We start from the raw sequence: 23,841 nt of genomic DNA on the forward strand, positions 1-23,841 counted from the left end.
CTTCGCAGTTAACTGACGGCGGCCCGTGCGACGGTGTCGTCGCGACGTGCCTCACAATCCGTTGCATCTCCTTGATTTGTTTGATTTGCGCATCCCGGCAAACCCGGCGCATGCTGCTTCAGCCGGCACCTGTCTAAGCCGGCCAGGCCCGGCGCGCCGTCCTGTGTCAAACTCTCGGCCGCCGGGCTTCTGGACAGCAGAAAACAGCCTGTGTCCGAGCACTTCGCAAACTGGCCTGCGGCCTGTCGTTCGGCGAGTGCTCAGGCAGCTACCTGAAGCACAATCTTGCCGCGCGTGTGCTGCTTCTCGAGCTGTTCCTCGGCTTTGGCGACTTCCTCAAGAGGATAGATTGCCTGCACGAATGGCCTGACCTTCCCGGCGTCGATGAGGCGGCTGATCTCGGCAAGCTGTGCCGCGTTCGGCTTGGTCAAATAGGAAACGCCGCGAGCCCGATGCTGGCGGGCCTTTTCCGCCGACGGTTCGGAAAGCGTTGAGACGAGCGTCCCGCCGGGCTTGAGCACGTCCCACGAGCGGTCCTGTGTTTCACCCGCTACCAGGTCGAAAACGAGGTCGACGTCCTCGACAACCTCCTCGAAGCGCTGGTTCTTGTAATCGACCGCCTGGTCGGCGCCAAGCGCGCGGACGAAATTGAAATCCTGCGCGGAAACGGTCGTCGCGACGAAGGCGCCCGCAGTCTTTGCAAACTGCACCGCCAGATGACCGACGCCGCCGGCGCCACCATGGATGAGGACCCGCTGCCCGGATTTGAGGCCGCCGTGATCGAAAAGGCCTTGCCACGCGGTAAGGCCCGCAAGTGGCACGGCGGCGGCTTCGGCGTGGCTTAAGCGTTGCGGCTTCGCCGCCGCCTCCGTTGCCTTGACGACGACATATTCGGCGTTGCCGCCGCGGTCGTTGCCGAGCATGGCATATAGCGGATCGCCCTTCTTTAGGGTATGGGCCCGCGTGCCGCACAGTTCCACCACGCCGGATACGTCGCGGCCGAGCGTGACGGGCAGATCCGCGCCCGAAGAGCCCTCGCGAACCTTGTAGTCGACGGGATTGACGCTTGCCGCGTAGACCTTGAGCGTGACCTCGTCGTCATGCGGCTGAGGCAACGGAACCGCGTCCAGCGAAAGAACCTCCGGTCCACCAAAATCGTGGATACGGACGGCCTTCATAGTGATCATGGCTTGCTCCTCGTCGGGTTGCAGTCCAGTTCGCCGCTGAACAGTTTCGCTGGCAGGCCGGCGTCTATCCAGCCGGCGGGTCGGTCGTAGCAAAGGCCGGCCGGTGGTGCGCCGTCAGTGTATCGTTTGCGAATGCTCGCCGCCGGGTTGCGAGATGCCGCTTAGCGCTTCACCGGCTGTCGCCGTCTCGCTGTTGGTGGCGAGGTCGCCCAGCGAAACGATGCCGACCAGGCGCTTGTCGTGGTTTAGCACCGGCAACCGGCGCACTTTCAGGTCAGCCATGTTACGCAGAACATCCTCCGCGTCTTCGTCTTCGAAGCAATACCTGACCTCGGTGCTCATCACTTCCCGTACCTTGGCGTCAGGTGTCTTGCCTTGGGCGACGCCGCGGATTGCGATGTCGCGATCGGTTACCATGCCGACAAGCCGGTCGTTCTCGCCCACCGGCATTGCGCCGGCGTCGAGGCGACCCATCATTTCTGCCGCATCGCGCAGGGTTTGCTGCGGACTGGCGATCTCGACGTCCTTTGTCATGCAGTTGCCAACTTTCATTTTAACCTCCATTGGTTGCAGGGCCCGCCGCCGGTTTCCATGATGGAAGGGTGAATGAGCGCCAGCGCAAAACGTTCCATGGCAGGACCCGTTTCGAGCGCTTCGCCGAAATCACCCTTGCCATCCTCCACTCCGACCGCCCTTCAGGCGGTCGGCCCGGGAAAGGTCGGTTCCGAAGGAATTTCGGAAGGCGTGCCAGGAGGAACTCCGATTGGCTCCTGGTCCGGCGTTGGAATTGGATCCGGCGAGGGCGGGGGTACGCCTGGAGGTTCTCCCGGCGGAGTCTCCGGCGGGGCAGGCGGCCGGGCCGGCTCCGGATTGGGATTGTCCGGCAGTGGATTCGGGTTGTTCGGATCGGGATTGTTCATCGATCACTCCCCTGACATCTGTGGCCTGATCTCCGCCAAGAGCGGGTTGCGGCAGCGGCGAGCAGGTTCTCCTGTCCTAAACCGAGGGAAAGCAAAAGCGTTCCCGCATCGATGCCATGCGTGGTTCCAATCTATCGGGCGGTTCCCAGGCTGGCATACATTCCGTTGGTGCGAAATTGCGTCGGGTTGATGCCGTAGAGGCGGCGGAAGACCTTCGAAAAATAATTGGCATCCTCGAAGCCGCACATGATGGCGACCTCCTTGACCGGCAGGAAATCGGCCTTCGTCAGCAATTTCGCCGCGCGCTGCAGTCGCTGCTGCAGTACGAATTCGGCGGGCGGAAGTCCCTCGCTCTCGGCGAAACAGCGCGAGAAATGCGCACGGCTCAGGCCGCTGATCTCGGCGAGATCGGCAACGCGGAGCGGCCTGTCGAGGTTGGCCTTGATGTGGTCGATGACGGGCTGCATGGCGCTCTTGTCGTCGGTGACGGCATGCGAGCCGAAGACATCGTCGTAGAGCGCCATGGCTGCTTCATAGGCGACGGCCGAGGCGGCTCCTGGCGAGACCGCGCCCGTGATCAGGCGCACGCTGCAATCGGCGAGATGATCGATCGTCGAGGGCTGCAGCCGTAGCACCGGACCGACGGCGGCAAGGATCGACTTGTGGATGCGCAGTGCCTCCTCGCCGTTCATCGATATCCAGAAGAACTCCCAGCGTTCGCCCCTGGCCAGCCAGTAACGGTGGTTGTGCGGCACGAGAACCAGCAACGTATCGCCCTTTTGCAGACGGTAGTTGCGGTTCTCGTAGCGCAATCGGCCGGTGCCGCTGATCGTATGCTGGAGCACGGTAAACGGCGTCTGGCCGCGCTTGCGCCCATCCCAGTCGTAGACCTCGTTCTCGCGCACTTCATAGCCGGTGCTTGTCGGCATGGTGTGCAGGCGCTGGCGGCCGCGCGGCAGCGATACCGTCCTGCCCGCCGGCCCGATGTCGATCAACTTCCGCAGCACAAAATTACCCCTAAAAGCATAATCCTTCTCTGGTCGCGTGCTGAATAAGGCGCATAATCCCTCGAGAAAAGCAAAAGAAACCGCGGTCAAAGAGCGGATGGGAGGAAGTGCCGGATTCCAGCCTGCATGCCACCGCAGGCGGGCCAGGCTTCTTTTCGTCGCCTTTGCCCTAGCGTTCGATCAGGTCGAGGTGAGGCTGATGAGTTTCAAGATCGCTATCATCGGTGCGGGAAGCGTCGGGTTCACCAAGAAGCTCTTCACCGACATTTTGTGCGTTCCTGAATTCAGGGATGTCGAATTCGCGTTGACCGATCTCAGCGAGCGCAACCTCCAGATGATCAAGTCGATCCTCGACAGGGTCGTCGAATTCAACAGGCTGCCGACCAAGGTTACGGCAACGACCGACCGCCGTGCTGCCCTCGAGGGTGCCCGCTACGTCATCAGCTGCGTTCGCGTCGGCGGTCTCGAAGCCTATGCGGACGACATCCGCATTCCGCTGAAGTATGGCATCGACCAATGCGTCGGCGACACGATCTGCGCCGGCGGCATCCTCTACGGCCAGCGCAACATTCCGGTAATCCTCGATTTCTGCAAGGATATCCTCGAAGTCGCCGAGCCTGGGGCGAAATTCCTGAACTACGCCAACCCAATGGCCATGAACACCTGGGCGGCGATCGAATATGGCAGGGTCGATACCGTCGGGCTCTGCCACGGCGTCCAGCATGGCGCCGACCAGATCGCCGAAGTGCTCGGCGCCAAGTCGCGCACCGAGCTCGACTACATCTGCTCCGGCATCAATCACCAGACCTGGTTCATCGACCTGCGTCTCAACGGCCGCAAGATCGGCAAGGACGAGCTGGTTGCCGCCTTCGAGGCGCATCCGGTCTATTCGCAGCAGGAAAAGCTGCGCATCGACGTCCTGAAGCGCTTCGGCGTCTATTCGACCGAAAGCAACGGCCATCTTTCCGAATACCTGCCATGGTATCGCAAGCGGCCGGACGAAATCACCCGCTGGATCGACATGTCCGACTGGATCCACGGCGAGACCGGCGGCTACCTTCGTTATTCGACCGAAACGCGCAACTGGTTCGAAACCGAATTCCCACAATTTCTTGAATCCGCCGCCAGGCCGATAGACCCCGCCAAACGCTCCAACGAGCATGCCAGCCACATTCTCGAAGCGCTGGAGACGAACCGCATTTATCGCGGCCACTTCAACGTCAAGAACAACGGCATCATCACCAACCTGCCGCAGGACGCGATTGTCGAGTCGCCCGGCTTCGTCGACCGCTTCGGTATCAACATGGCGGCAGGCATCACGCTGCCGGAGGCCTGCGCTGCCACCTGCATTTCCTCGATCAACGTCCAGCGCATGTCGGTTCATGCGGCCATCTCCGGCGATATCGACCTGCTGAAGCTCGCGGTCCTGCACGATCCGCTGGTCGGCGCGGTTTCGACGCCGGAAGAGGTTTGGCAAATGGTGGACGAAATGGTCGTCGCCCAGGCCCGCTGGCTGCCGCAATATGCCGATGCGGTGCCGGCCGCGAAGGAACGGCTTTCGAAATCCAGGGTCAAGACCCGCGAATGGGCCGGTGCGGCACGGCGCGACGTCCGTTCGATCGAGGAACTACGCGCGGAAAAAACGGCTCTCAAGCAGCCCATCTGAATTTCGCCAGGACGGATCGCGGCGAGCTTTCGGGAGGATTTTCCGCACCCGTCTGTACATTGTTCGAGGAGAGATGGAGCGGCGTCAACGCGCTCCTGAACAACAGGGAGGAGAGACGATGAGGAATTTTCGAAACATTGGCATTCTCGCCGGGCTGGCGCTTAGCGTCTCGGCCTCGGCGCTGAACGCGTATGCATCCGAGCCGACCGTGCCGCCGGTGCCCGCGCAATTTCCCGCCGAGGGAAAGATCAAATACGTCGCACGCGACTCCATCCTGGAGTTCAAGGCACTTCCGGAATACCACGAACCCGATTGGGTTACCGACAAATACGTCAAGGCAGGCAAGCTGCCGCCGGTCAATGACCGGCTGCCGAAGGAGCCGCTGGTTTTCAAAACCGGCAACATGCCAGATGGCGTCGGCGTCTACGGCGATACGATGCGTCATGTCATAGGCGGCCGGCCGGAGGGCTGGAACTACGGCGCGGGCCAGACGCAAGGTTGGGGCGGCATCGACATCGGCCTTTCCGAATGCCTGACGCGCACGGCGCCGCTTTTCCAGGTCGAGGCCCAGGACACCGAGCCGCTGCCTAACCTCGCCAGGAGCTGGGACTGGTCGAAGGACGGCCACACGCTGACGATGCACCTGGTCGAGGGCGCGAAATGGTCGGACGGCGTTCCGTTCAACGCCGACGATGTGATGTTCTACTGGGACGACGAGGTGATCGACCCCAATGTCTCGCCGCTGAATGGCGCCACACAGGAGACCTTCGGGGTCGGCACGACGCTGAAGAAGATCGACGACTACACCGTCGAGTGGACGTTCAAGGACGCCTTTCCGAAGCAACACCTCTACGCCATGGCTTACGGCAAGTTCTGCCCCGGACCGTCGCATATCCTCAAGCCGCAGCATCCGAAATATTCGAAGAACACCTACGAGCAGTTCAAGAACGCGTTCCCGCCGGAATATATGAACATGCCCGTGATGGGTGCCTGGGTGCCGGTGGCATACCGCCCCGACGACATCATCGTCATGCGCCGTAATCCGTACTATTGGAAGGTCGACGAGAAGGGCAACCAGCTGCCGTATCTCAATGAACTGCACTACAAATTATCGACCTGGGCCGACCGCGACGTTCAGGCGGTGTCGGGGGCGGCCGACATCTCCAATCTGGAGCAGCCGGAGAATTTCGTCGCCTCGCTGAAGCGGGCGGCGCAAAAGGACGCGCCGGCTCGACTTGCCTTCGGTCCACGGCTGATCGGCTATAATCTGCGGATGAACTTCTCCGCCAACGGCTGGGGCAATCCCGACGAGCGTGGGCAGGCGGTTCGCGAGCTGAACCGCAACGAGGATTTCCGCAAGGGCGTTACCATGGCGCTCGACCGCAAGGCGCTCGGCGACTCGCTGGTCAAGGGTCCGTTCACCGCCATCTATCCGGGCGGCTTCTCCTCGGGTACGAGCTTCTACGACCGGAAGTCGACGGTCTACTACCCCTTCGATCTCGAAGGTGCCAAGGCGGAACTCGCCAAGGCAGGCCTGAAGGACACCGACGGTGACGGCTTCGTCAATTTTCCTGCCGGCAGCGCCGGCGGCAAGAATGTCGAGATCGTGATGCTCGTCAACAACGACTACACCACCGACAAGAGCCTCGCGGAGGGCGTCGTCGGCCAGATGGAGAGGCTAGGTCTTCGCGTTGTCCTGAACGGGTTGAACGGCGTCCAGCGCGACGCGTCCATGTATTCCGGCCGTTTCGATTGGATGGTCAGGCGCAATGATGAGGAGCTCACCTCGGTCGTACAGAACACCGAGCAACTGGCGCCGATCGGCCCACGCACAAGCTGGAACCATCGCGCTCCGGAAAACGGCCAGGTCGATCTGATGCCGTTCGAGAAGGACCTCGTCGACATCGTCAACAAGTTCGTCTCGGCGCAGGACAACGACGAGCGCGCCAGCCTGATGAAGCAGTTCCAGAAGATCTCGACGCAACACGTCTATTCCGTCGGGCTGACCGAATATCCCGGCGCGCTGATCATCAACAACCGCTTCTCCAATATCCCGCAGGGAACGCCGATCTTCATGTTCAACTGGGCCGAAGATTCGATCATTCGCGAAAGGGTCTGGGTCGCTGTCGACAAACAGCAGAAATATGAACTGTTCCCCGAACAGCTTCCCGGAAAGCCCGGCGACAAGGGTCCGACGAACTGAGTTTCCTCCCCTGACTTGAAATTTCCCGGCCGCGCTGCTGGCGCGGCCGGGACAAAGCCAGCGGCGAGGGATAACTGAAACCGAGCGAGGAGAGAAACGGCCGATGCTGCGATTTCTGCTTATGCGCATAGCATCCGCATTACCGGTTCTCGCCATTTTGAGCGTGGTTACCTTCGCGATCATCCAAGCACCGCCGGGCAACTATGCCGACTACATCCGCTTGCAGCTCATCAACCAGGGTGGAGCCTCCTTTGCCGAGGCCGATGCCCAGGCGAAGGCTTATAGCGTGGAGCATGGCCTCGATAAGCCGGTTCCGCTCCAATACCTGAACTGGATCGCCGGCATCATCACCCGCGGCGACTTCGGCTACAGCCTGTATTACAACAAGCCCGTCGCCGACGTGGTGGGCGAGCGGCTGCCGCGCACGCTGCTGCTTGCGCTTGTCTGCCACCTGTTGGCTTCGGTGCTGGGCATCGGCTTCGGCATCTGGGCGGCGACCAGGCAGTACAGCTGGATCGACAGTACGCTGTCAGCGATTTCCTTCCTCGGCATGACGGTGCCGCGCTTCCTGATGGCGCTGATCATCGTCTACCTGCTGGTCTTCCAGTTCAACGTCTCCGAGATCGGCAGCTTCTTTTCGCCGCAATTTGGCGGGGCGCCGTGGTCTTGGGCGAAGTTCGTCGATCTCGTCCGGCATGTCTGGCCGGTTGTCGCCATCGCCACCTTCGGCGGGCTCGCCTACAACATGCGGGTGATGCGCGGCAATCTGCTCGACACGCTGAACGCGCAATATGTCGAAACCGCTCGCGCCAAGGGTCTCAGCGGCGGTGCGGTCGTGATGCGTCATGCCGTGCCCAATGCGCTGCATCCGCTGGTCATGTATCAGGGCGTGGTGCTGCCCTATATGCTGACCGGCGAGATCGAGACTGCGATCATCTTTGCCCTGCCGACCGTTGGCCCGGCGATCGTTGGCTCGATGGCGGTCGGCGACGTCTATGTAACGGCGACCTTCATGATGGTGCTGTCGGCGACGCTGATCGTCGGCAACATCATCGCCGACATGCTGCTCGTCATGCTCGACCCGCGTGTGCGCCAATATGCAGGGTCCTGAGATGCTTGCTTTCGAGCCCTCGCTGCCGCCACTTGCCGAGGAATCGGCCAAGATCAAGCCGCGCGGCAATGAGAGCTACATCGCGCTGGTCTGGCGCCGCCTGAAACGGTCCTGGACCGGCATGGCCGGGCTCATCCTGGTCGCGTTTCTGGTGCTGCTGGCGGTGTTTGCCGACTTCTTCGCACCGATGGATCCCAAGGTGACCGATGTCGGCTTCGCCCCGCCGCAGATGATGAGCTTCCATGACAAGGACGGTAACTTCGTTTTCCAGCCACGCGTCTATGCCCTGGCGGATTCGGAAGACCTTGACCCGGTCACCTTCCAACCCGTCGTCGGGCCGGACTATGACCATCCGCGGCTGCTCGGCTTCTTCGTCAAGGGAGCGGAGTACAGACTGCTCGGCCTGCTTCCCGCGAACCGGCACTTCTTCGGCTCGACCGACGGCCAGCCGGTGCACTTCCTGGGCACCGACAAGTTCGGTCGCGACGTGCTGGCTCGTGCGATTTATGGTTCGCGCATCTCGTTGATGATCGCATTGACCGTGGTCTTCATCGTCACCGTGATCGGCACGACCGTTGGCATGGTGTCGGGCTATTTCGGCGGCACGTTCGATGTCTGGGTCCAGCGCTTCGTCGAACTGGTGCTCGCATTTCCGCAATTGCCGCTTTATCTGGCGCTGACGTCGCTGGTTCCGGTGACGGCGCCGACCAATGTCTTCCTGGCCTTCGTGATCGTCGTCATGTCGGCGCTTGGCTGGGCGCAGATGTCGCGCGAGGTGCGCGGCAAGACCCTGGCGCTGGCGCGAATCGACTACGTCCGTGCGGCGATGGCGGTCGGCGCCACGGATGGCCGCATCATCATGCAGCACATTTTCCCAAACGTGATGAGCCACGTGATCGTTGCCGTCACATTGGCGATCCCCAGTGTCGTCCTGCTCGAATCCTTCCTCGGTTTTCTCGGCTTCGCGGTGAAGCCGCCGCTGATCTCCTGGGGGCTGATGCTGCAAGACACCGCCACCTATTCGGTCATCGGCACCTATCCCTGGATCCTCTCGCCGGTCGGCTTCGTGCTTGTCACCGTCTTCGCGTTCAACGCGCTTGGCGACGGACTGCGCGATGCAGTCGATCCTTATTGACGTGACATGATGCAACACGCACTCGTCAAATCCCTCGCACCGCCTGTCCGGCTCGACCATGACGGCCGTTCGGAAAACCCGGTCATCGATGCCCGCAACATCGCCGTCGATTTCAAGGTCGAGCACGGCATGGTCGAAGCGGTCAAGGACATCTCGTTCCAGCTCTATCGCGGCGAGACGATCGCCATCGTCGGCGAGTCCGGATCGGGCAAGTCGGTGACGGCGCGCACCGTCATGGGACTGTTGTCGAAGCGCGCGGTCGTGTCGCCGAAATCGACCGTCGAATACAACGGCGCGAACATCCTGAAATTTTCCGAGCGTGCGCGGCGCAAACTGCGCGGCGACCGCATCTCGATGATCTTTCAGGAGCCGATGAGTTCGCTCAACCCGATCTACACGATCGGCAGCCAGATCGTCGAGGCGATACGGGTGCATCGAAAGATGGGCCGCAGGCAGGCCGAAGCAAGAGCGCTTGAGCTGCTGCAGCAGGTGCAGATTCCTGAACCCCAGGCGCGGCTGAAACAATACCCGCACCAGCTTTCCGGAGGCCAACGCCAGCGTGTGATGATCGCCATGGCGCTGGCCAACGATCCCGATGTGCTGATCGCCGACGAGCCGACGACGGCGCTCGACGTCACGGTTCAGGCGCAGATCCTCAATCTCATCCGAAACCTGCAGAAGAAACTGCGCATGGCGGTGATCCTGATCACGCACGACCTGACCGTGGTGCGGCAGTTCTCCGACTATGTCTACGTCATGCAGCGTGGGGAGATGCGCGAGCACAATGTGACGGAGACGCTGTTCGCCAATCCGCAACATCCCTACACCTGCCACCTGCTTGCCTCCGAGCCGCGCGGCCAGGCCAATCCGTTGCCGGAAGGCGCCGACGTCATTCTTGAAGCCAAGGATGTGCGCGTCTCCTTCATGCTGCGGCATGGCACGTTCATGAGGCCGGACCTGCGTGAGCTCGTCGCCGTCGACAGCCTCAGCCTGACCCTTCGGCGGCACGAGACGCTGGGTCTCGTCGGCGAATCCGGATCGGGCAAGACCACGTTCGGCGAGGCGTTGCTCAGGCTCAACACCACGGACAGCGGCGAGATCTATTTCGATGGCCAGCCGATCCATGGCTGTTCGCGCGCGCAGATGCGGCCGTTGCGGTCGCGCATGCAGGTCGTCTTCCAGGATCCGTTCTCGTCGCTCAACCCGCGCATGACGATCGGCCAGATCATCGAGGAAGGGCTGGTCGTCAACCGCATGGGCGCCACCAGGAACGATCGGATCGAGCGGGTGCGCGAGGCGCTGATCAGCGCCGGCATGCCCGGCGATATCCTGTCGCGCTTCCCGCACGAGTTTTCCGGCGGCCAGCGCCAGCGTATTGCGATTGCCCGCGCCGTCGCGCTCGAACCCGAATTCATCGTGCTCGACGAGCCGACATCGGCGCTGGATCTCTCGGTCCAGGCGCAGATCATCGAACTGCTGCGCAAGCTGCAGCGCGAACGGGGCCTGAGCTACATCTTCATCTCGCACGACCTCAAGGTCGTGCGGGCGCTGTGCCATCGCGTCATCGTCATGCAGCACGGCCGGATCGTCGAAGAGGGGCCGGTCGACGAAGTCCTGTCCCATCCCAAAACCGCTTACACCGAACGGCTGGTCAAAGCCGCTTTCGAGGTAGCCTGATTGCTTATGCCGGAGGTCGTTGTGGCAAGAAATCCCAAGGTCGCTTTCATCGGAGCTGGCTCGACGGTGTTCATGAGGAACATCGTCGGCGACATATTGCAGCGTCCGGCTTTATCCGGCGCGACGATCGCGCTGATGGACATCAATCCGCAACGGCTCGAGGAAAGCGCAATCGTCGTCGGCAAGCTGATCTCGACGCTTGGCGTAAAGGCCAAAGCCGAAACCTACTCGGACCAGCGCAAGGCGCTGGCGGGCGCCGATTTCGTCGTCGTCGCCTTCCAGATCGGCGGCTACGAGCCCTGCACGATCACTGATTTCGAAGTTCCGAAGAAATACGGGCTGCGCCAGACCATCGCCGATACGCTCGGTGTCGGCGGCATCATGCGAGGCTTGAGAACCGTGCCGCATCTCTGGAAGATCTGCGAGGACATGCTCGCGGTCTGCCCGCAGGCGATCATGCTGCAATATGTCAACCCGATGGCGATCAACACCTGGGCGATCGCAGAGAAGTACCCCGACATCAAGCAGGTCGGGCTCTGCCATTCGGTGCAAGGCACGGCGATGGAACTGGCGCATGATCTCGACATTCCCTACGAGGAGATTCGCTACCGCTCGGCCGGCATCAATCACATGGCCTTCTACCTGAAGTTCGAGCATCGCCAGCCGGACGGCTCCTACCGCAACCTCTATCCGGATCTGCTGCGCGCCTACAGCGAAGGGCGGGTGCCCAAGCCGGGATGGAATCCACGCTGCCCGAACAGAGTGCGCTACGAGATGCTGAAGCGCCTCGGTTATTTCGTCACCGAGAGCTCCGAACATTTCGCGGAATACACGCCCTATTTCATCAAGGACGGTAGCGAGGATCTGATCGAGAAATTCGGTATCCCGCTCGACGAATACCCGAAGCGCTGCATCGAGCAGATCGAACGCTGGAAGGGGCAAGCGGAAGCCTATCGCTCGGCTGACAAGATCGAAGTGGAGCAGTCGAAGGAATATGCGTCCTCGATTATGAACTCGGTCTGGACCGGCGAGCCGTCGGTGATCTACGGCAATGTCCGCAACAACGGCTGCATCACGTCATTGCCTTACAATTGCGCGGCCGAGGTGCCATGCCTCGTCGACGCCTCCGGCGTTCAACCCACGTTCATCGGCGACCTGCCGGTGCAACTCACCGCGCTGATCCGCACCAATATCAACGTCCAGGAGCTGACGGTCCAGGCGCTGATGACCGAGAACCGCGAGCACATCTATCACGCGGCGATGATGGACCCGCACACGGCGGCCGAGCTCGACCTCGACCAAGTATGGTCGCTGGTCGATGATTTGCTGGTTGCGCATGGCGATTGGCTGCCGGCCTGGGCGCGTGGAGCGCGCAGCGTTCGGGCGGCCTGAGGCGCTGGGCTGTCTATTTCACTCGCCTATGCGGACCATAGGGCCGGCTTTGAAAGCGGAGCGGCGTTGCCGGCAGATGTTTCGAAATCAAAGAGCTTCTGCGTTACGAGAGCAGCCGCTCCCCTTGCCCAGGAATTGTCCTCCCAGTCCAGCAGCATTGGTGGTGCCGCGCGAAAGGTATTTTTCCCAAGGGTCAGCCGCATTGGGCCAAACAGAGCATCGCCAAACGACACGGCTTCACCGCCGACGACAATGACCTCCGGGTCGGTGATGTTGACAAGATTGGCGAGATGCCGGCCGATGCCATGTCCGGCCTCTTCGAGAATGGCGTCGGCTCGCGGTTCGCGGTCTGCCAAGGCTGCCATAAGGCTGACTTTGCTATCCGCTTCGTCGTGCCCGGTGCCTTCGCGCCAGGTGCGCAGGATCGCCGGCTCGGCATAATAGGCCATCAAGCAGCCGCGTTTTCCGCACTCGCAAAGGCGGCCGTTCTCCTCATAAGAGCTGTGGCCGAACTTGCCGGCGGCACCGTTCGCGCCGCGATAGAGTTTGCCATCGAAGACGAGCGCGCAGCCGATTCCGACGCCGATCGCCAGCACAGCCATATTGCGGTGCTGGCGTCCAAGGCCGAAGAGTTGCTGGGCAATGGCATAGGCATTGGTGTCGTCCTCAAGCCACACGGGGACGTCTACCAGTTCGGCCAGCATCGGGCCAAGGGGAACGTTGTCCCAGTTATAGCGATTGCTGCGGATACACACGGCCTTCTGGTTGTCTATCACGCCAGGCATTGAAACGCCGATCCCAGCAAGCTTGGCGCCTGGCCGATCGACAATCGAAATCAGCTCCGGCACCGCCTTGGCCAAGGTCGCTATGATATGGTCGGGATCGCTGTCCGAGAGCTTGACGTGCATGGAGCCCAGCGGATTAGTCGCAAGATCGGTGACCACGCATTCGACCGACCCGACCATCAGCTTGAAGCCTATGGCGAGGCCGTTGGCATAGTTGATATCCACCGGGATAGGGCGGCGCCCGGCCGAGCCTACGACTGTCTTGCCTTCGATCAGCAGGCCTTCCTCGATGAGGTCCGCCACGACGAAGGTGACGGCCGCCGGACTGAGCCCGGTAACGGACGCTATGTCGGCCCGGCTGCGCGCCCCCTCTTGCCGCAAGAGATTGAGGATCAGTCTGCGGTTCATCGCCCGGGTCGTGCTCGGGTCACCTTTGAGCTTCACGGATCCGCTTTCTTAATTTTGTAAATTAATTATTGCCTCTCGAGAACACATATGCATAAGTTTGCCCGACTGTTCAACACCCGAACCGGGGGTCAGCGAAATTAATCCGGTTCATACCCCGCCAAGGTCATCGCGCTCTGACGGAGCGGGCAAGCATGTTGTCTTGCCCCGGAGATGCGTCGTCGGGTTCGCAAAGCGCCGTTGAGGAGAACGACCGCGGCTGCCGGGATGCCGGGCAGATAATTGACAACACGGGAGGAGTAGCAATGACGTTCAAGTGGATTGAAAAGCCGTCGACGCGGCGCAATTTCCTGAAGGGAGCTGGGGGCATTTCCGCTGGAGCCCTCGCGGGCTTCCCGATGCCGGCACTCAGCCAGTCGAGCGAAGTCACCATCATTTCAGACGAAAACAATGCCGATGCCCTGCGGATTTTGCGGCGCATCGCGGCCGACTTCGAGAAGCAGTCCGGCACCAAGGTTGTGATCAACAATATGGATCACGAGGCCCACAAGACCGCGATCCGCAACTACCTTGTCGCCGGCGCGCCGGATGTCTGCTTCTGGTTCTCCGGAAACCGCATGCGCGCCTTCGTCACCCGCGGCCTGTTCGACGACATTTCGGATCTGTTCGAGAAGGAAAAGTACAAGGACGTGCTGGGTGCCACGACCGGTGCCGTCACTGTCGACGGCAAGCAGTATGGCCTGCCGACCGGCGGCACGATGTGGGGCATGTTCTATCGCAAGGACGTCTTTGCCGAGCACGGATTGACGGTACCGGCGACCTGGGACGAATTCCTGGCTTACGGCCAGAAATCCAAGGCTGCTGGCCTTATCCCGGTCAGCATGGGCACCAAGGAACTCTGGCCGGCGGCCGGATGGTTCGACCAGATGAACCTGCGGATCAATGGTCTCGACAAGCACTTTGCCTTGATGAACGGCAAGATGGCCTATACCGACCCGGTGCTGAAGCCTGTTTTCGACCACTGGGAGGAGCTGATCAAGCAGGGTTTCTTCACGCCGGATCAGACGTCGTTCGGCTGGCAGGAGGCCGGCGCCTTCCTCGCCCAGAAGAAGGCCGGCATGATGAACCTCGGCGCCTTCGTGAAAGCTACTTTCCCTGAGCAGGATCTCGAGCAGCTGACATTCGCCCCTTTCCCGAAGATTGACGGCGCCCTCGACCGCTACGAAGAATTCTCGGTCAATTCGGTCCACATCCCGGCCAACGCCAAGAACAAGGCGGGTGCCCGCGAGTTCCTCGCCTTCTTCTACCAGCCGGAAAATTTCGGCCCCTATCTGGAACCTGGCGGCAATGTTCCGCCGCGCAACGACCTTCCGGCCAGCAAGGACCCGCTGGTCAACGCGGCTGTGGAAAGCCTGAAGACGGTGGCCGGCACGTCGCAATATTACGACCGCGATACCGATCCCGACATGGCCCAGGCCGGCCTGGTCGGCTTCCAGGAATTCATGGCCAAGCCGGAGCGCCGGGATGCCATCCTTCAGCGTCTCGAGGGAACTCGTCGCCGGATCTTCAAGATCTAGCGCCTCCCAGCGGAGGGGAGCGGAGTTCTGCTCCCCAATGCTTTCCGTGAATGAGGTCTCCCAAAATGACGAAGCTTTGGCGCCGCCATCGCTGGTGGCTGACGCCGACACTTCTGATTCTGCCCGCCGCTGTGCTGTTTTCCGTCGTCATTCTGGCATCTGCGGTCGAGAGCCTATGGATTAGCCTGCACGAATGGGACGGCTTCAGCCCGATGGTCTGGATCGGCCTCGGCAACTACCGCGAACTGTTCGCCGACCCGCAGTTCTATGTTTCGCTGAAGAACAATCTGATCTGGTTGGTGATGTTCATGCTGGCGCCGCCGCTCGGCCTCGCCATCGCGCTGCTCGTCAACCAGAAAATCCGAGGTATGCGCCTCCTCAAATCGCTGTTCTTCATTCCGCTGGTGCTGGCTTCGGTTGCCGTCGGCGTGGTCTTCACCTGGGTCTATACCCCGGAATTCGGGCTTCTCGCCTTGATCTTTCGCACCTTCGGCGCGACGGCCCCGGCAGTGCTGTCGGATGAAAACTTCGTCACCTTCGCCGTCGTGATCGCAGCGTTGTGGCCGCAGATCGCTTTCTGCATGGTGCTCTATCTCGCCGGCCTCAACAATCTCAGCGAGGACCTGATCGGCGCCGGGCGGGTCGACGGCGCCAGGGGCTGGAACATGCTGCGCCACATCGTGTTGCCGCAGCTGACGCAGGTCACCTTTATCGCCATCGCCGTCACCGTCGTCGGCGCGCTGCGTTCCTTCGACATGGTCTCGGTGATGACCAGCGGCGGCCCCTTCGGTTCGTCCGAGGTGCTTGCCTATCAGATGTTCGAGCAGTCCATCTTTTCCTACCGCTTCGGCTATGGCGCGGCCATTGCTTCGGTGCTGTTCGTGATCATGGCGGTCTTCATCGCCTGGTACCTGACGCGGATGATCCGCGCCGATGAAAGGGGCGGCTGATGTTTCCTCGCCCGTTTCCCGAAACTGCTATTTGGCGGCGTCGCCTCTATGTCGTGCTGGTGACCGGCATCCTGATTGTCTGGCTGGCACCGCTCTTTGCCATCATTCTCACCTCGTTCCGCTCTACGCAGGATGTCATGGGCGGCAATCTGTGGGGCTGGCCGACGCAATTCGGCCTGGTCGACAACTACACGGCGGTCTTCACCCAGACGCCAATGGCCCGCTACTTCCTCAACAGCCTGACCATCACCATCCCCTCGGTGATGGGCGTTCTCATCTTGAGCACGCTCGCCGGGTTCGTGCTCGCCCGTTATCGGTTTCGCGGCAACATGCTCGTCTTCGCCCTGTTCGTCGGCGGAAACTTCCTGCCGCACCAGATCATGATGATCCCGGTGCGCGATCTCATGGTGCGGCTCAACCTCTACGACACGATGGCGGCCCTGATCATCTTCCACATCGCCTTCCAGACCGGGTTTGCGACACTGTTCATGCGCAACTTCATCGCCGCCTTGCCGGGAGAACTGTTTCAGGCCGCCAGGGCCGAGGGCGCGACGCCGTTTCAGACATTGGTACATGTCGTGGTCCCATTGGTGCGGCCGGCTCTCGCGGCGCTGGCCATCCTGCTCTTCACCTTTATCTGGAACGATTATTTCTGGGCGGTCGTGCTCACCATCAGCGATACCGTCAAACCGGTCACCGCCGGCCTCGCCAATCTGCGCGGCGAATGGGTCTCGGCCTGGAACCTGATCTCGGCTGGCACCACCGTCGTGGCTTTGCCGCCGGTTGCCATGTTCTTCCTAATGCAGAAGCACTTCATCACCGGCCTCACCATGGGAGCGGTCAAGGGATGAACGACCATGGCTTCAAGGCGTCGCCCACCCGATCCGAAACTGATTTCGCAAGCAGGGCTCCATGACCAGTCTTGAACTCCGGCAGATACAAAAGAATTATGGCAGCTACCACGCGCTGCGCGGCATCGATCTCAGCGTCGAACAGGGCGAGTTCATTGTCACCGTCGGGCCGTCCGGCTGTGGCAAGTCAACGCTGTTGAAGATCATCGCCGGGCTTGAAACCGTCTCGACTGGTAAGATTCTCATCAACGGCCGTGATGTCACCACCACCGAGCCGGGTGAGCGCGGCATTGCGATGGTTTTTCAGTCTTATGCGCTTTACCCGCATATGACGGTCGCCGAGAACATGGGTTTCGGCCTGCGCATGGCGCATCGCCCCAAGGCCGAGATCGACGCCGCCGTGCTGCGAGCCGCCAAGATCCTTCGCATTGCCGACCAGCTCGACAAGCGGCCGAAACAGCTTTCAGGCGGCCAGCGTCAGCGTGTGGCCATCGGCCGTGCGATAACCCGCTCGCCCGACGTGTTCCTGTTCGACGAACCATTGTCCAACCTCGACGCAGCTCTGCGCACGCAGATGCGCGTCGAGCTTTCCGATCTGCATGCCAGGCTCGGCGCCACCATGGTCTATGTCACGCACGACCAGACCGAGGCGATGACAATGGCAAGCCGTATCGTCGTGCTCAATCGCGGCTCGGTCGAGCAGGTGGGCGCTCCGCTCGAACTCTATCGTAATCCGGCCAATCTCTTCGTCGCCGGCTTCCTCGGCGCACCCCGGATGAATTTTTTCGAAGTGACGGTCGCCGCTGTCTCCGGCGGCGCCGCCACGCTGTCGGCCGCCGGTCTTTCTCCCTTGACTGTCGAATTGACGGAAGCTGCATCCGTACAGGTCGGGGATAGGGTGACGATGGGGATCCGGCCGGAGAGCATCAGCTTGGCCGCGGAAGAGACGGCGAGTTTTGCCGGACGGGTACGGCTGGTCGAGCGTCTCGGCCGCGAGACCATCCTCTATGCCGACGCCGGCCCGCTGCAATGCGTCAGTTCCGAAAGCGGCAGCGGCAACGTCACCGTCCAGATCGGCCATGCGAGTGCCGTCGCTGCCGATGCGACCGTCGGCTTCAAGGTTGAGCCGCGTGACGTCTATCTCTTTTCCTCTGTCGATGAGCGGACGATCAGTGCCCGCAAATCCACCATCACCGACTGATCTGCAGGAGTATCCTTCGTGAACAAGACTTCAAAAGGCCGCACCCTGTCGGTCTGGCGCACGATCCAGACCGATCGCTTTCTGGTCGGCGCGCCGCACTACCCCGAACATGTGGACGAGAGTTACTGGGACAACGACGCCCGGCGCATGGCCGAGGCCGGCTTCAACGTCGCCCGCCTCGGCGAATTCGCCTGGCACATTTTCGAACCGCGTGAAGGCATCTTCGATTTCAGCCTGTTCGACCGGGCAATCGAGGGGCTGGCGCGTCACGGCGTCAGCACGATCTTGTGCACGCCGACCGCCACTCCGCCGCGCTGGCTGACGGCAAAACATCCGGAAATCCTGCGGCGTGATGGAAATGGCCGGTCGATGAGCCACGGCTCACGCCAGTATGCCGACACCAGCAGCCCGGTGTTTCGCGACTATAGCCGCAAGATCACCAAGGCGATGGCCGACCACTACCGCGACAACGCAAATGTCATAGGCTGGCAGACCGACAACGAACTCAACACCAGCATGCCGGAATCCTATTCGCCGTCGGCATTGAAGGAATTCCAGGCTTATCTCCAGGAAGCCTACCAGACGATAGATAGGCTGAATTTCGCCTGGGGTGGCGACTTCTGGGCGACGGCTTACGGCGATTTCAGCGAAATTGTCTTCCCGCTGGAATTCTCACCGTCCTTTCCCGGTCCCGGTCACCTCCAGGACTACCACCGTTTTCTCGCCTTTTCGACAGCACGGTTCCAGCGCGACCAGGTCGAGATCCTGAGAGAAGCGAATGCCGGTTGGTTCATCTTCCACAATCTTGGCGGATTGCGCGACATCGACTTTCGCGGCCAGTTCTCCACCGATCTCGACTTCGTCGGCTACGACATCTATCCGTTCCTCTATGACGAGTTCTTTCGCCTAGGCAACCACGCCAAGATCCAGGCGCTGCATCTCGACATCTGCAGGGGATTTTCCGGCAACTACATAGTGCCGGAACAACAGTCGGGCTTTGGCGCCCAGCCGGGCTTCTGCACGCTGACGCCGGAGCCGGGCGAAATGCGGCGCATGGCGATGTCGTCGGTTGCGCGTGGCGCCGATGGCATCATGTTCTTCCGCTGGCGTCCCGCGCATTTCGGCGCCGAGATATACTGGATGGGCATCATCGATCACGATGATGTCGCTCGCCGCCGCTATGACGAAGCGAGGCAGTTCGCCACCGAGATGACGGCGCTTAAAGACAAGATCCTAGGCACCTATGTGCGGATGGATGTCGGCATCGCCGGCTCGGACTTCGACAATCAGGAAGCCCACAAGACCTTCCCCATCGGCCTGCCAAGTCCGCAGGATGATGCAACCTTGCTGCACCAGTATTGCTATGACAGCGGCATCGCCTGCGGCTTCATCCACCCGGAAGATGATCTGTCGAAGCTCAAGGTGTTCTACGTGCCGCATTGGGTGATCTGGAAGGACAGCTGGACCGAGCGGCTGCAAGTCTTTGCCGAAAATGGCGGTACCGTCATCATCGGCGCGCGCACGGGAACCCGCGACGAAAACAACCACGTCATCCGCGAGACAGCGCCGGGCCGGTCGCTGTCGAAGCTGACCGGCGTTCGCGTCGAGGATTTCGGGCGGTTGGCGGCACCTGGGGCCAATGGCTTGTTCAATACCATGTCGCGCTCCGGCGGGCTCGTCATTCCTCCCGACAGACCGGCCGAATCCAGCCGCCGTATCCGTCGTTTCATTGTCGGAAACCACGAGTTCGATGCCGGTTATTTCTATGAGAACCTCGCAGTCGAACCGGAAGTCGAAATTGTAGGGGTTTGGTCGAACCGCTACGCGGCGGGAACGCCTGCAATTACCTCCCGCGCCGTCGGCAAGGGCCGTGTGCTCTATGTCGGCACCTATCTAACCCCGGAGCTGACAGCTCAACTCGCTACGCGCACTTTCGTGGATGCGAATGTGGAGCCTCTAGTTCCGGATCTGCCGGACGGCGTCGAGGTCACGATGCGCGAGAATGACGAACGCCAGCTGCTGTTCGTGCAAAACATCAAAGACACGCCCGTTACGGTAACCGGCGTTCCCTCCGGCAGCAACCTGCTCGATAGCGAAGTGCCTGTCTCCGGAGTGTTGACGCTGGACGGCTATGGCTGCGCTGTCATCGAATTGATCTGAGCATTGTCGCGGACGTCAGCCATACGAAACCTGAGTACTCTTTGATCCTGGAATTCGACCGGCACCGGCAGCACGCCGGCATCGATCCATATCGAACCGGCGCTTTGACGTGCGCAGGAACGGCCGGCGCACTGCTGTTGCTCCCAGTCAACGACGGCAGTTACACTACCGGCGCGACCATCGGAGCCGATGGCGGCATCTCGTTTCATCCTTGTGAGCGCCATGAACTTCGACATTTCCGTCCGCACCGAGGCCTTCCGCAGCCGGATCGCCGAATTTGTCGAGCGCGAGATCCTGCCGCTCGAGGCAGACAAGGCTTGTTATGATGGCCATGGCAATATCGCGCTGCCGCTGCTCGAAACGTTGCGGGGCAAGGCGAAAGCAGCCGGCCTGTGGTGCCTGCAGCTGAAACCCGAGACCGGCGGGGCCGGCCTCTCGAAGGTGGATATGGCCGTCTGCTATGAAGAGATGAACCGTTCGATCTTCGGTCCGGTCGTATTCAATTCCGCAGCCCCCGACGACGGCAACATGATGGTGCTGGAACGACTGGGGACGCCGGAGCAGAAGCAAAGATGGCTGAAGCCGATCGTCGAGGGAAAGGTGCGCTCGGCTTTTGCAATGACGGAACCGCATCCGGGGGGCGGCTCCGACCCGTCGATGATCCTGACCAGAGCCGAACGGCGCGGTGACAGGTATGTCGTCAAAGGCCGCAAATGGTTCATCACCGGCGCGCAAGAGGCGAGCCACTTCATTCTCATAGCGCGCACTTCGGACGATCCGCGTCACGGCCTTTCGGCCTTGCTGTTCCACAAGGACCAGCCGGGCTGGCGGATCCTGCGGCGCATCGAGATCATGGGACCGGAAGAACATGGCGGCCATTGCGAGCTGGAATTCGACGGGCTTGAAGTCCCGGTCGAGGATGTGCTTGCCGGCGAAGGCAGCGGCCTCATGGTTACCCAGGTCCGGCTCGGTCCGGCGCGGCTCACCCATTGCATGCGCTGGCTTGGCCTTGCCAAGCGCTGCATTGAAATCGCACGCGCCTATGCCGCCGAGCGTAGCGGTTTCGGGCAGGTTTTGGCCGACCGCGAGAGTATCCAGCTGATGCTCGGCGACCTTGCCATGCGCATCGAGATCGGGCGGCTGCTGGTGATGAAGGCGGCCTGGGAGCTCGATCGCGGTGGCTTTGCCCGCAAGGAGGTTTCCATGGCCAAGATCCAGGTCGCCAATGTGCTGCATGACGCCGCCGACGTGGCGATCCAGATCAACGGCGCCCGCGGCTATTCGAAAGACACTGTGCTCGAATGGATCTACCGCTATGCCCGCCAGGCTCGCCTGGTCGACGGCGCCGACGAGGTTCACAAGATGGTGCTCAATCGCTTCCTCAACGAGGAAGGTACAGGCTTCTGGCACTGGCATGTCGAAACCGGCATGCAAGACGAAACACGTCGCGGCGGGAACCGCTGAGCCGGCAATGAGGATGGATTTCGATCCAGCACGCCTGGAGGATTTTCTGAGAGCGCGTTTTGGCGATGGCCAGATGTCGCTTGAGCGGATCGTCGGCGGCCAATCCAATCCGACCTATTTCGTCGACTATTGCAGCCGCCGCATGGTGCTGCGCAAGAAACCCCCGGGACCGATCCTGCGCGGCGCTCATGCCGTCGAGCGCGAATACAGTGTGATCGAGGCGCTAGCGTCGACAAAGGTGCCGGTGCCGCGGCCGCTGCTCTTTCACGACGGCGACGAGCCGCTCGGCACGCCGTTCTATCTGATGCAGCGGCTCGACGGCCGGGTGTTCCACGATGGCGCGTTGCTGGGACTGGCGCGGGACGAGCGGCGCGGCGTCTATTTTGGCATGGCCGAGGCGCTGGCGAAGCTGCACGCCGTCCGGCCGGAAGAGATCGGGCTCGGCGACTACGGCCGTCCCGGGAACTATTTCGAACGACAGATTGCGCGCTGGACCAGACAGTTGCGGGAATCGCCGAGCGATCGCATCGCCGCGCTCGAAGCCGTCGCCGAATGGCTGCCGCGAAATCTTCCGCCAGACGACGGCCGCGTCTCGATCGCGCATGGCGATTTCCGTCTCGGCAATCTCATCTTTCATTCCGAGCGGCCCGAAGTGATGCGCATACTCGACTGGGAATTGTCGACGCTCGGCCATCCGCTTGCCGATCTCGGCTTCTGCTCGATGCCCTGGCACTCGTCATCAGACGAATATGGCGGCATCCTCGGCCTCGATCAGGCAGCGCTCGGGATTCCGACACAACGCGAATTCCTCGATCATTACTTCGCCCACGCCGTGCCGACGGCGCCGCTGCAGCGGTTCCATCTGGTGTTTGCCATGTTCCGCTTTGCGGTGATCTTCGTCGGCATCGCCGACCGCGTGCTTGCCGGCAGCGCGGTTGCGGCCGATGCGGCGGATGTGGCACCGCTGGCCGGCCGTTTTGCTGCACGCGCCATGGAGGTCATCGACGGCGCGCGGCCCTGGTGACGCGAGGCTGGCAATCAGCTAAGCGAACCGCACGCGATACGCGTTCAGTTCATGCGAACTTCCGGTTCGGCCAGCAGCGGAATCTCCAGGCCACGCCGCAGGCCGGTCGCCACGACCGACACCCTGAATTTTCCGGCGAGTGCCTTGTCGAAGATGGCGCCGACGATGATGTCGGCATCGTTGTCGACCTCCTCGCGGATGCGGGTAGCGGCTTCGTCGACCTCGAACAGCGTCATGTCCATGCCGCCCGATATCGAGACAAGGACACCCTTGGCGCCCATCATCGAAGCTTCGTCGAGCAGCGGGTTGGCGATTGCCGCTTCCGCCGCCTTCTTGGCGCGGCCTTCTCCGGCAGCCTCGCCTGTACCCATCATGGCGCGGCCCATGTCGCGCATCACCGACTTTACATCGGCGAAGTCGAGATTGATCAGGCCTTCCTTAACGATCAGATCGGTAATGCAGCCGACACCCGCATAGAGAACCCGATCGGCCATGGCGAAGGCGTCGGCGAACGTGGTTCTGGCGTCGGCGATCCTGAACAGGTTCTGGTTGGGGATGACGATGACGGTATCGGCGCTTTCGCGCAGACGCTCGATGCCCTCATCGGCAGCGTACATGCGGCGCCTGCCTTCGAAGACGAATGGCTTGGTAACGACGGCGACGGTCAGTATTCCGGCTGCCCGCGCTGCCTGCGCTATGACAGGCGCGGCACCGGTGCCGGTTCCGCCTCCCATGCCGGCGGTCACGAAGCACATATGCGTTCCAGCAAGGTGATCCATGATCTCGTCGATGGATTCCACGGCCGCGGCACGGCCGACCTCGGGCAGGGACCCGGCGCCGAGACCTTCGGTGATATGAGCGCCCAACTGGATCAGCCTCGTTGCCTTCGACATGGCAAGGGCCTGGGCATCGGTGTTGGCGACGATGAATTCCGCGCCCTGCAGGCCTTCGACGATCATGTTGTTGACGGCGTTGCCGCCGCCGCCGCCGACCCCGACGACGGTGATCTTGGGCCTCATCTCCGAGATTACCGGCCTCGTCGCGGTGTTCATTGCCGTTCTCCCTGGATACGCCGAGTGGTCGCTGGAAGCTTGTCCCGGGCGCACTGCGAAAACTCTGAACCGGG

General features: G+C 61.7%; 19 protein-coding genes. 13 read left to right on the forward strand and 6 right to left on the reverse strand.

Annotated elements, in window-relative coordinates; all coding sequences use genetic code 11:
* Nucleotides 1-260: 260 nt before the first annotated feature.
* From E5W70_RS02045 to E5W70_RS02060, 4 genes are all read right to left on the reverse strand, one after another.
* Nucleotides 261-1,187: an NADP-dependent oxidoreductase gene (locus E5W70_RS02045; RefSeq protein ID WP_292653794.1), complete on the reverse strand. Its 927-nt coding sequence runs from the start codon at nt 1,185-1,187 to the stop codon at nt 261-263.
* Between the two features lie 114 nt (nt 1,188-1,301).
* The gene (locus tag E5W70_RS02050; protein WP_292653795.1) at nt 1,302-1,739 is read right to left on the reverse strand and encodes a CBS domain-containing protein; all 438 of its coding nucleotides are present in this window, start codon (nt 1,737-1,739) and stop codon (nt 1,302-1,304) included.
* The gene (locus E5W70_RS02055; protein ID WP_292653796.1) at nt 1,736-1,870 is read right to left on the reverse strand and encodes a hypothetical protein; all 135 of its coding nucleotides are present in this window, start codon (nt 1,868-1,870) and stop codon (nt 1,736-1,738) included. Before E5W70_RS02055 ends, E5W70_RS02050 begins: the two co-directional genes overlap by 4 nt.
* A gap of 368 nt (nt 1,871-2,238) precedes the next feature.
* Nucleotides 2,239-3,036, reverse strand: coding sequence for an AraC family transcriptional regulator (locus E5W70_RS02060; protein WP_366509647.1), 798 nt, complete (start codon nt 3,034-3,036; stop codon nt 2,239-2,241).
* A gap of 277 nt (nt 3,037-3,313) precedes the next feature.
* Here E5W70_RS02060 and E5W70_RS02065 point away from each other — a divergent pair, with 277 nt between their 5' ends.
* From E5W70_RS02065 to E5W70_RS02090, 6 genes are all read left to right on the forward strand, one after another.
* Nucleotides 3,314-4,780, forward strand: a complete 1,467-nt coding sequence (locus tag E5W70_RS02065) for an alpha-glucosidase/alpha-galactosidase (protein ID WP_292653798.1) — start codon at nt 3,314-3,316, stop codon at nt 4,778-4,780.
* Between the two features lie 118 nt (nt 4,781-4,898).
* Nucleotides 4,899-6,983: an ABC transporter substrate-binding protein gene (locus E5W70_RS02070; RefSeq protein WP_292653799.1), complete on the forward strand. Its 2,085-nt coding sequence runs from the start codon at nt 4,899-4,901 to the stop codon at nt 6,981-6,983.
* A 103-nt stretch (nt 6,984-7,086) separates the two neighbouring features.
* A complete protein-coding gene (locus E5W70_RS02075) occupies nt 7,087-8,094 on the forward strand; it encodes an ABC transporter permease (RefSeq protein WP_292653800.1) in 1,008 nt (335 codons plus the stop codon).
* Between the two features lies 1 nt (nt 8,095).
* Nucleotides 8,096-9,229 carry an ABC transporter permease gene (locus tag E5W70_RS02080; RefSeq protein WP_292653801.1) on the forward strand — a complete coding sequence of 378 codons (1,134 nt, stop codon included), beginning with the start codon at nt 8,096-8,098 and terminating at the stop codon, nt 9,227-9,229.
* Nucleotides 9,230-9,238: 9 nt separating this feature from the next.
* Nucleotides 9,239-10,906: an ABC transporter ATP-binding protein gene (locus tag E5W70_RS02085; RefSeq protein WP_292653817.1), complete on the forward strand. Its 1,668-nt coding sequence runs from the start codon at nt 9,239-9,241 to the stop codon at nt 10,904-10,906.
* 21 nt (nt 10,907-10,927) lie between these two features.
* Nucleotides 10,928-12,298, forward strand: coding sequence for an alpha-glucosidase/alpha-galactosidase (locus E5W70_RS02090; protein WP_292653802.1), 1,371 nt, complete (start codon nt 10,928-10,930; stop codon nt 12,296-12,298).
* 26 nt (nt 12,299-12,324) lie between these two features.
* On the opposite strand, the gene E5W70_RS02095 is transcribed toward E5W70_RS02090, so the two are convergent.
* On the reverse strand, nt 12,325-13,527 hold the full coding sequence (locus E5W70_RS02095; RefSeq protein ID WP_292653803.1) for an ROK family transcriptional regulator: 1,203 nt from the start codon (nt 13,525-13,527) through the stop codon (nt 12,325-12,327).
* A 266-nt stretch (nt 13,528-13,793) separates the two neighbouring features.
* On the opposite strand from E5W70_RS02095, the gene E5W70_RS02100 reads away from it, so the two are divergent.
* From E5W70_RS02100 to E5W70_RS02130, 7 genes are all read left to right on the forward strand, one after another.
* On the forward strand, nt 13,794-15,065 hold the full coding sequence (locus E5W70_RS02100; RefSeq protein WP_292653804.1) for an ABC transporter substrate-binding protein: 1,272 nt from the start codon (nt 13,794-13,796) through the stop codon (nt 15,063-15,065).
* 65 nt (nt 15,066-15,130) lie between these two features.
* Nucleotides 15,131-16,015: a sugar ABC transporter permease gene (locus tag E5W70_RS02105; RefSeq protein WP_023677182.1), complete on the forward strand. Its 885-nt coding sequence runs from the start codon at nt 15,131-15,133 to the stop codon at nt 16,013-16,015.
* On the forward strand, nt 16,015-16,866 hold the full coding sequence (locus tag E5W70_RS02110) for a carbohydrate ABC transporter permease (protein WP_292653805.1): 852 nt from the start codon (nt 16,015-16,017) through the stop codon (nt 16,864-16,866). Before E5W70_RS02105 ends, E5W70_RS02110 begins: the two co-directional genes overlap by 1 nt.
* A 61-nt stretch (nt 16,867-16,927) precedes the next feature.
* A complete protein-coding gene (locus E5W70_RS02115) occupies nt 16,928-18,067 on the forward strand; it encodes an ABC transporter ATP-binding protein (RefSeq protein WP_292653806.1) in 1,140 nt (379 codons plus the stop codon).
* An 18-nt stretch (nt 18,068-18,085) separates the two neighbouring features.
* The gene (locus tag E5W70_RS02120; protein WP_292653807.1) at nt 18,086-20,227 is read left to right on the forward strand and encodes a beta-galactosidase; all 2,142 of its coding nucleotides are present in this window, start codon (nt 18,086-18,088) and stop codon (nt 20,225-20,227) included.
* A 222-nt stretch (nt 20,228-20,449) separates the two neighbouring features.
* Nucleotides 20,450-21,691, forward strand: a complete 1,242-nt coding sequence (locus tag E5W70_RS02125; protein WP_292653818.1) for an acyl-CoA dehydrogenase family protein — start codon at nt 20,450-20,452, stop codon at nt 21,689-21,691.
* A gap of 13 nt (nt 21,692-21,704) precedes the next feature.
* Entirely contained in the window at nt 21,705-22,715 is a 1,011-nt protein-coding gene (locus tag E5W70_RS02130) for a phosphotransferase family protein (protein WP_292653808.1), read from the forward strand.
* A 44-nt stretch (nt 22,716-22,759) separates the two neighbouring features.
* Here the strand turns inward: E5W70_RS02130 and ftsZ are convergent, their stop codons facing one another.
* Nucleotides 22,760-23,767 carry a cell division protein FtsZ gene (gene ftsZ / locus E5W70_RS02135; RefSeq protein WP_292653809.1) on the reverse strand — a complete coding sequence of 336 codons (1,008 nt, stop codon included), beginning with the start codon at nt 23,765-23,767 and terminating at the stop codon, nt 22,760-22,762.
* Nucleotides 23,768-23,841: the final 74 nt, after the last annotated feature.

The sequence above is a fragment of the Mesorhizobium sp. genome (assembly GCF_005063415.1).
Taxonomy (GTDB): Bacteria; Pseudomonadota; Alphaproteobacteria; order Rhizobiales; family Rhizobiaceae; genus Mesorhizobium.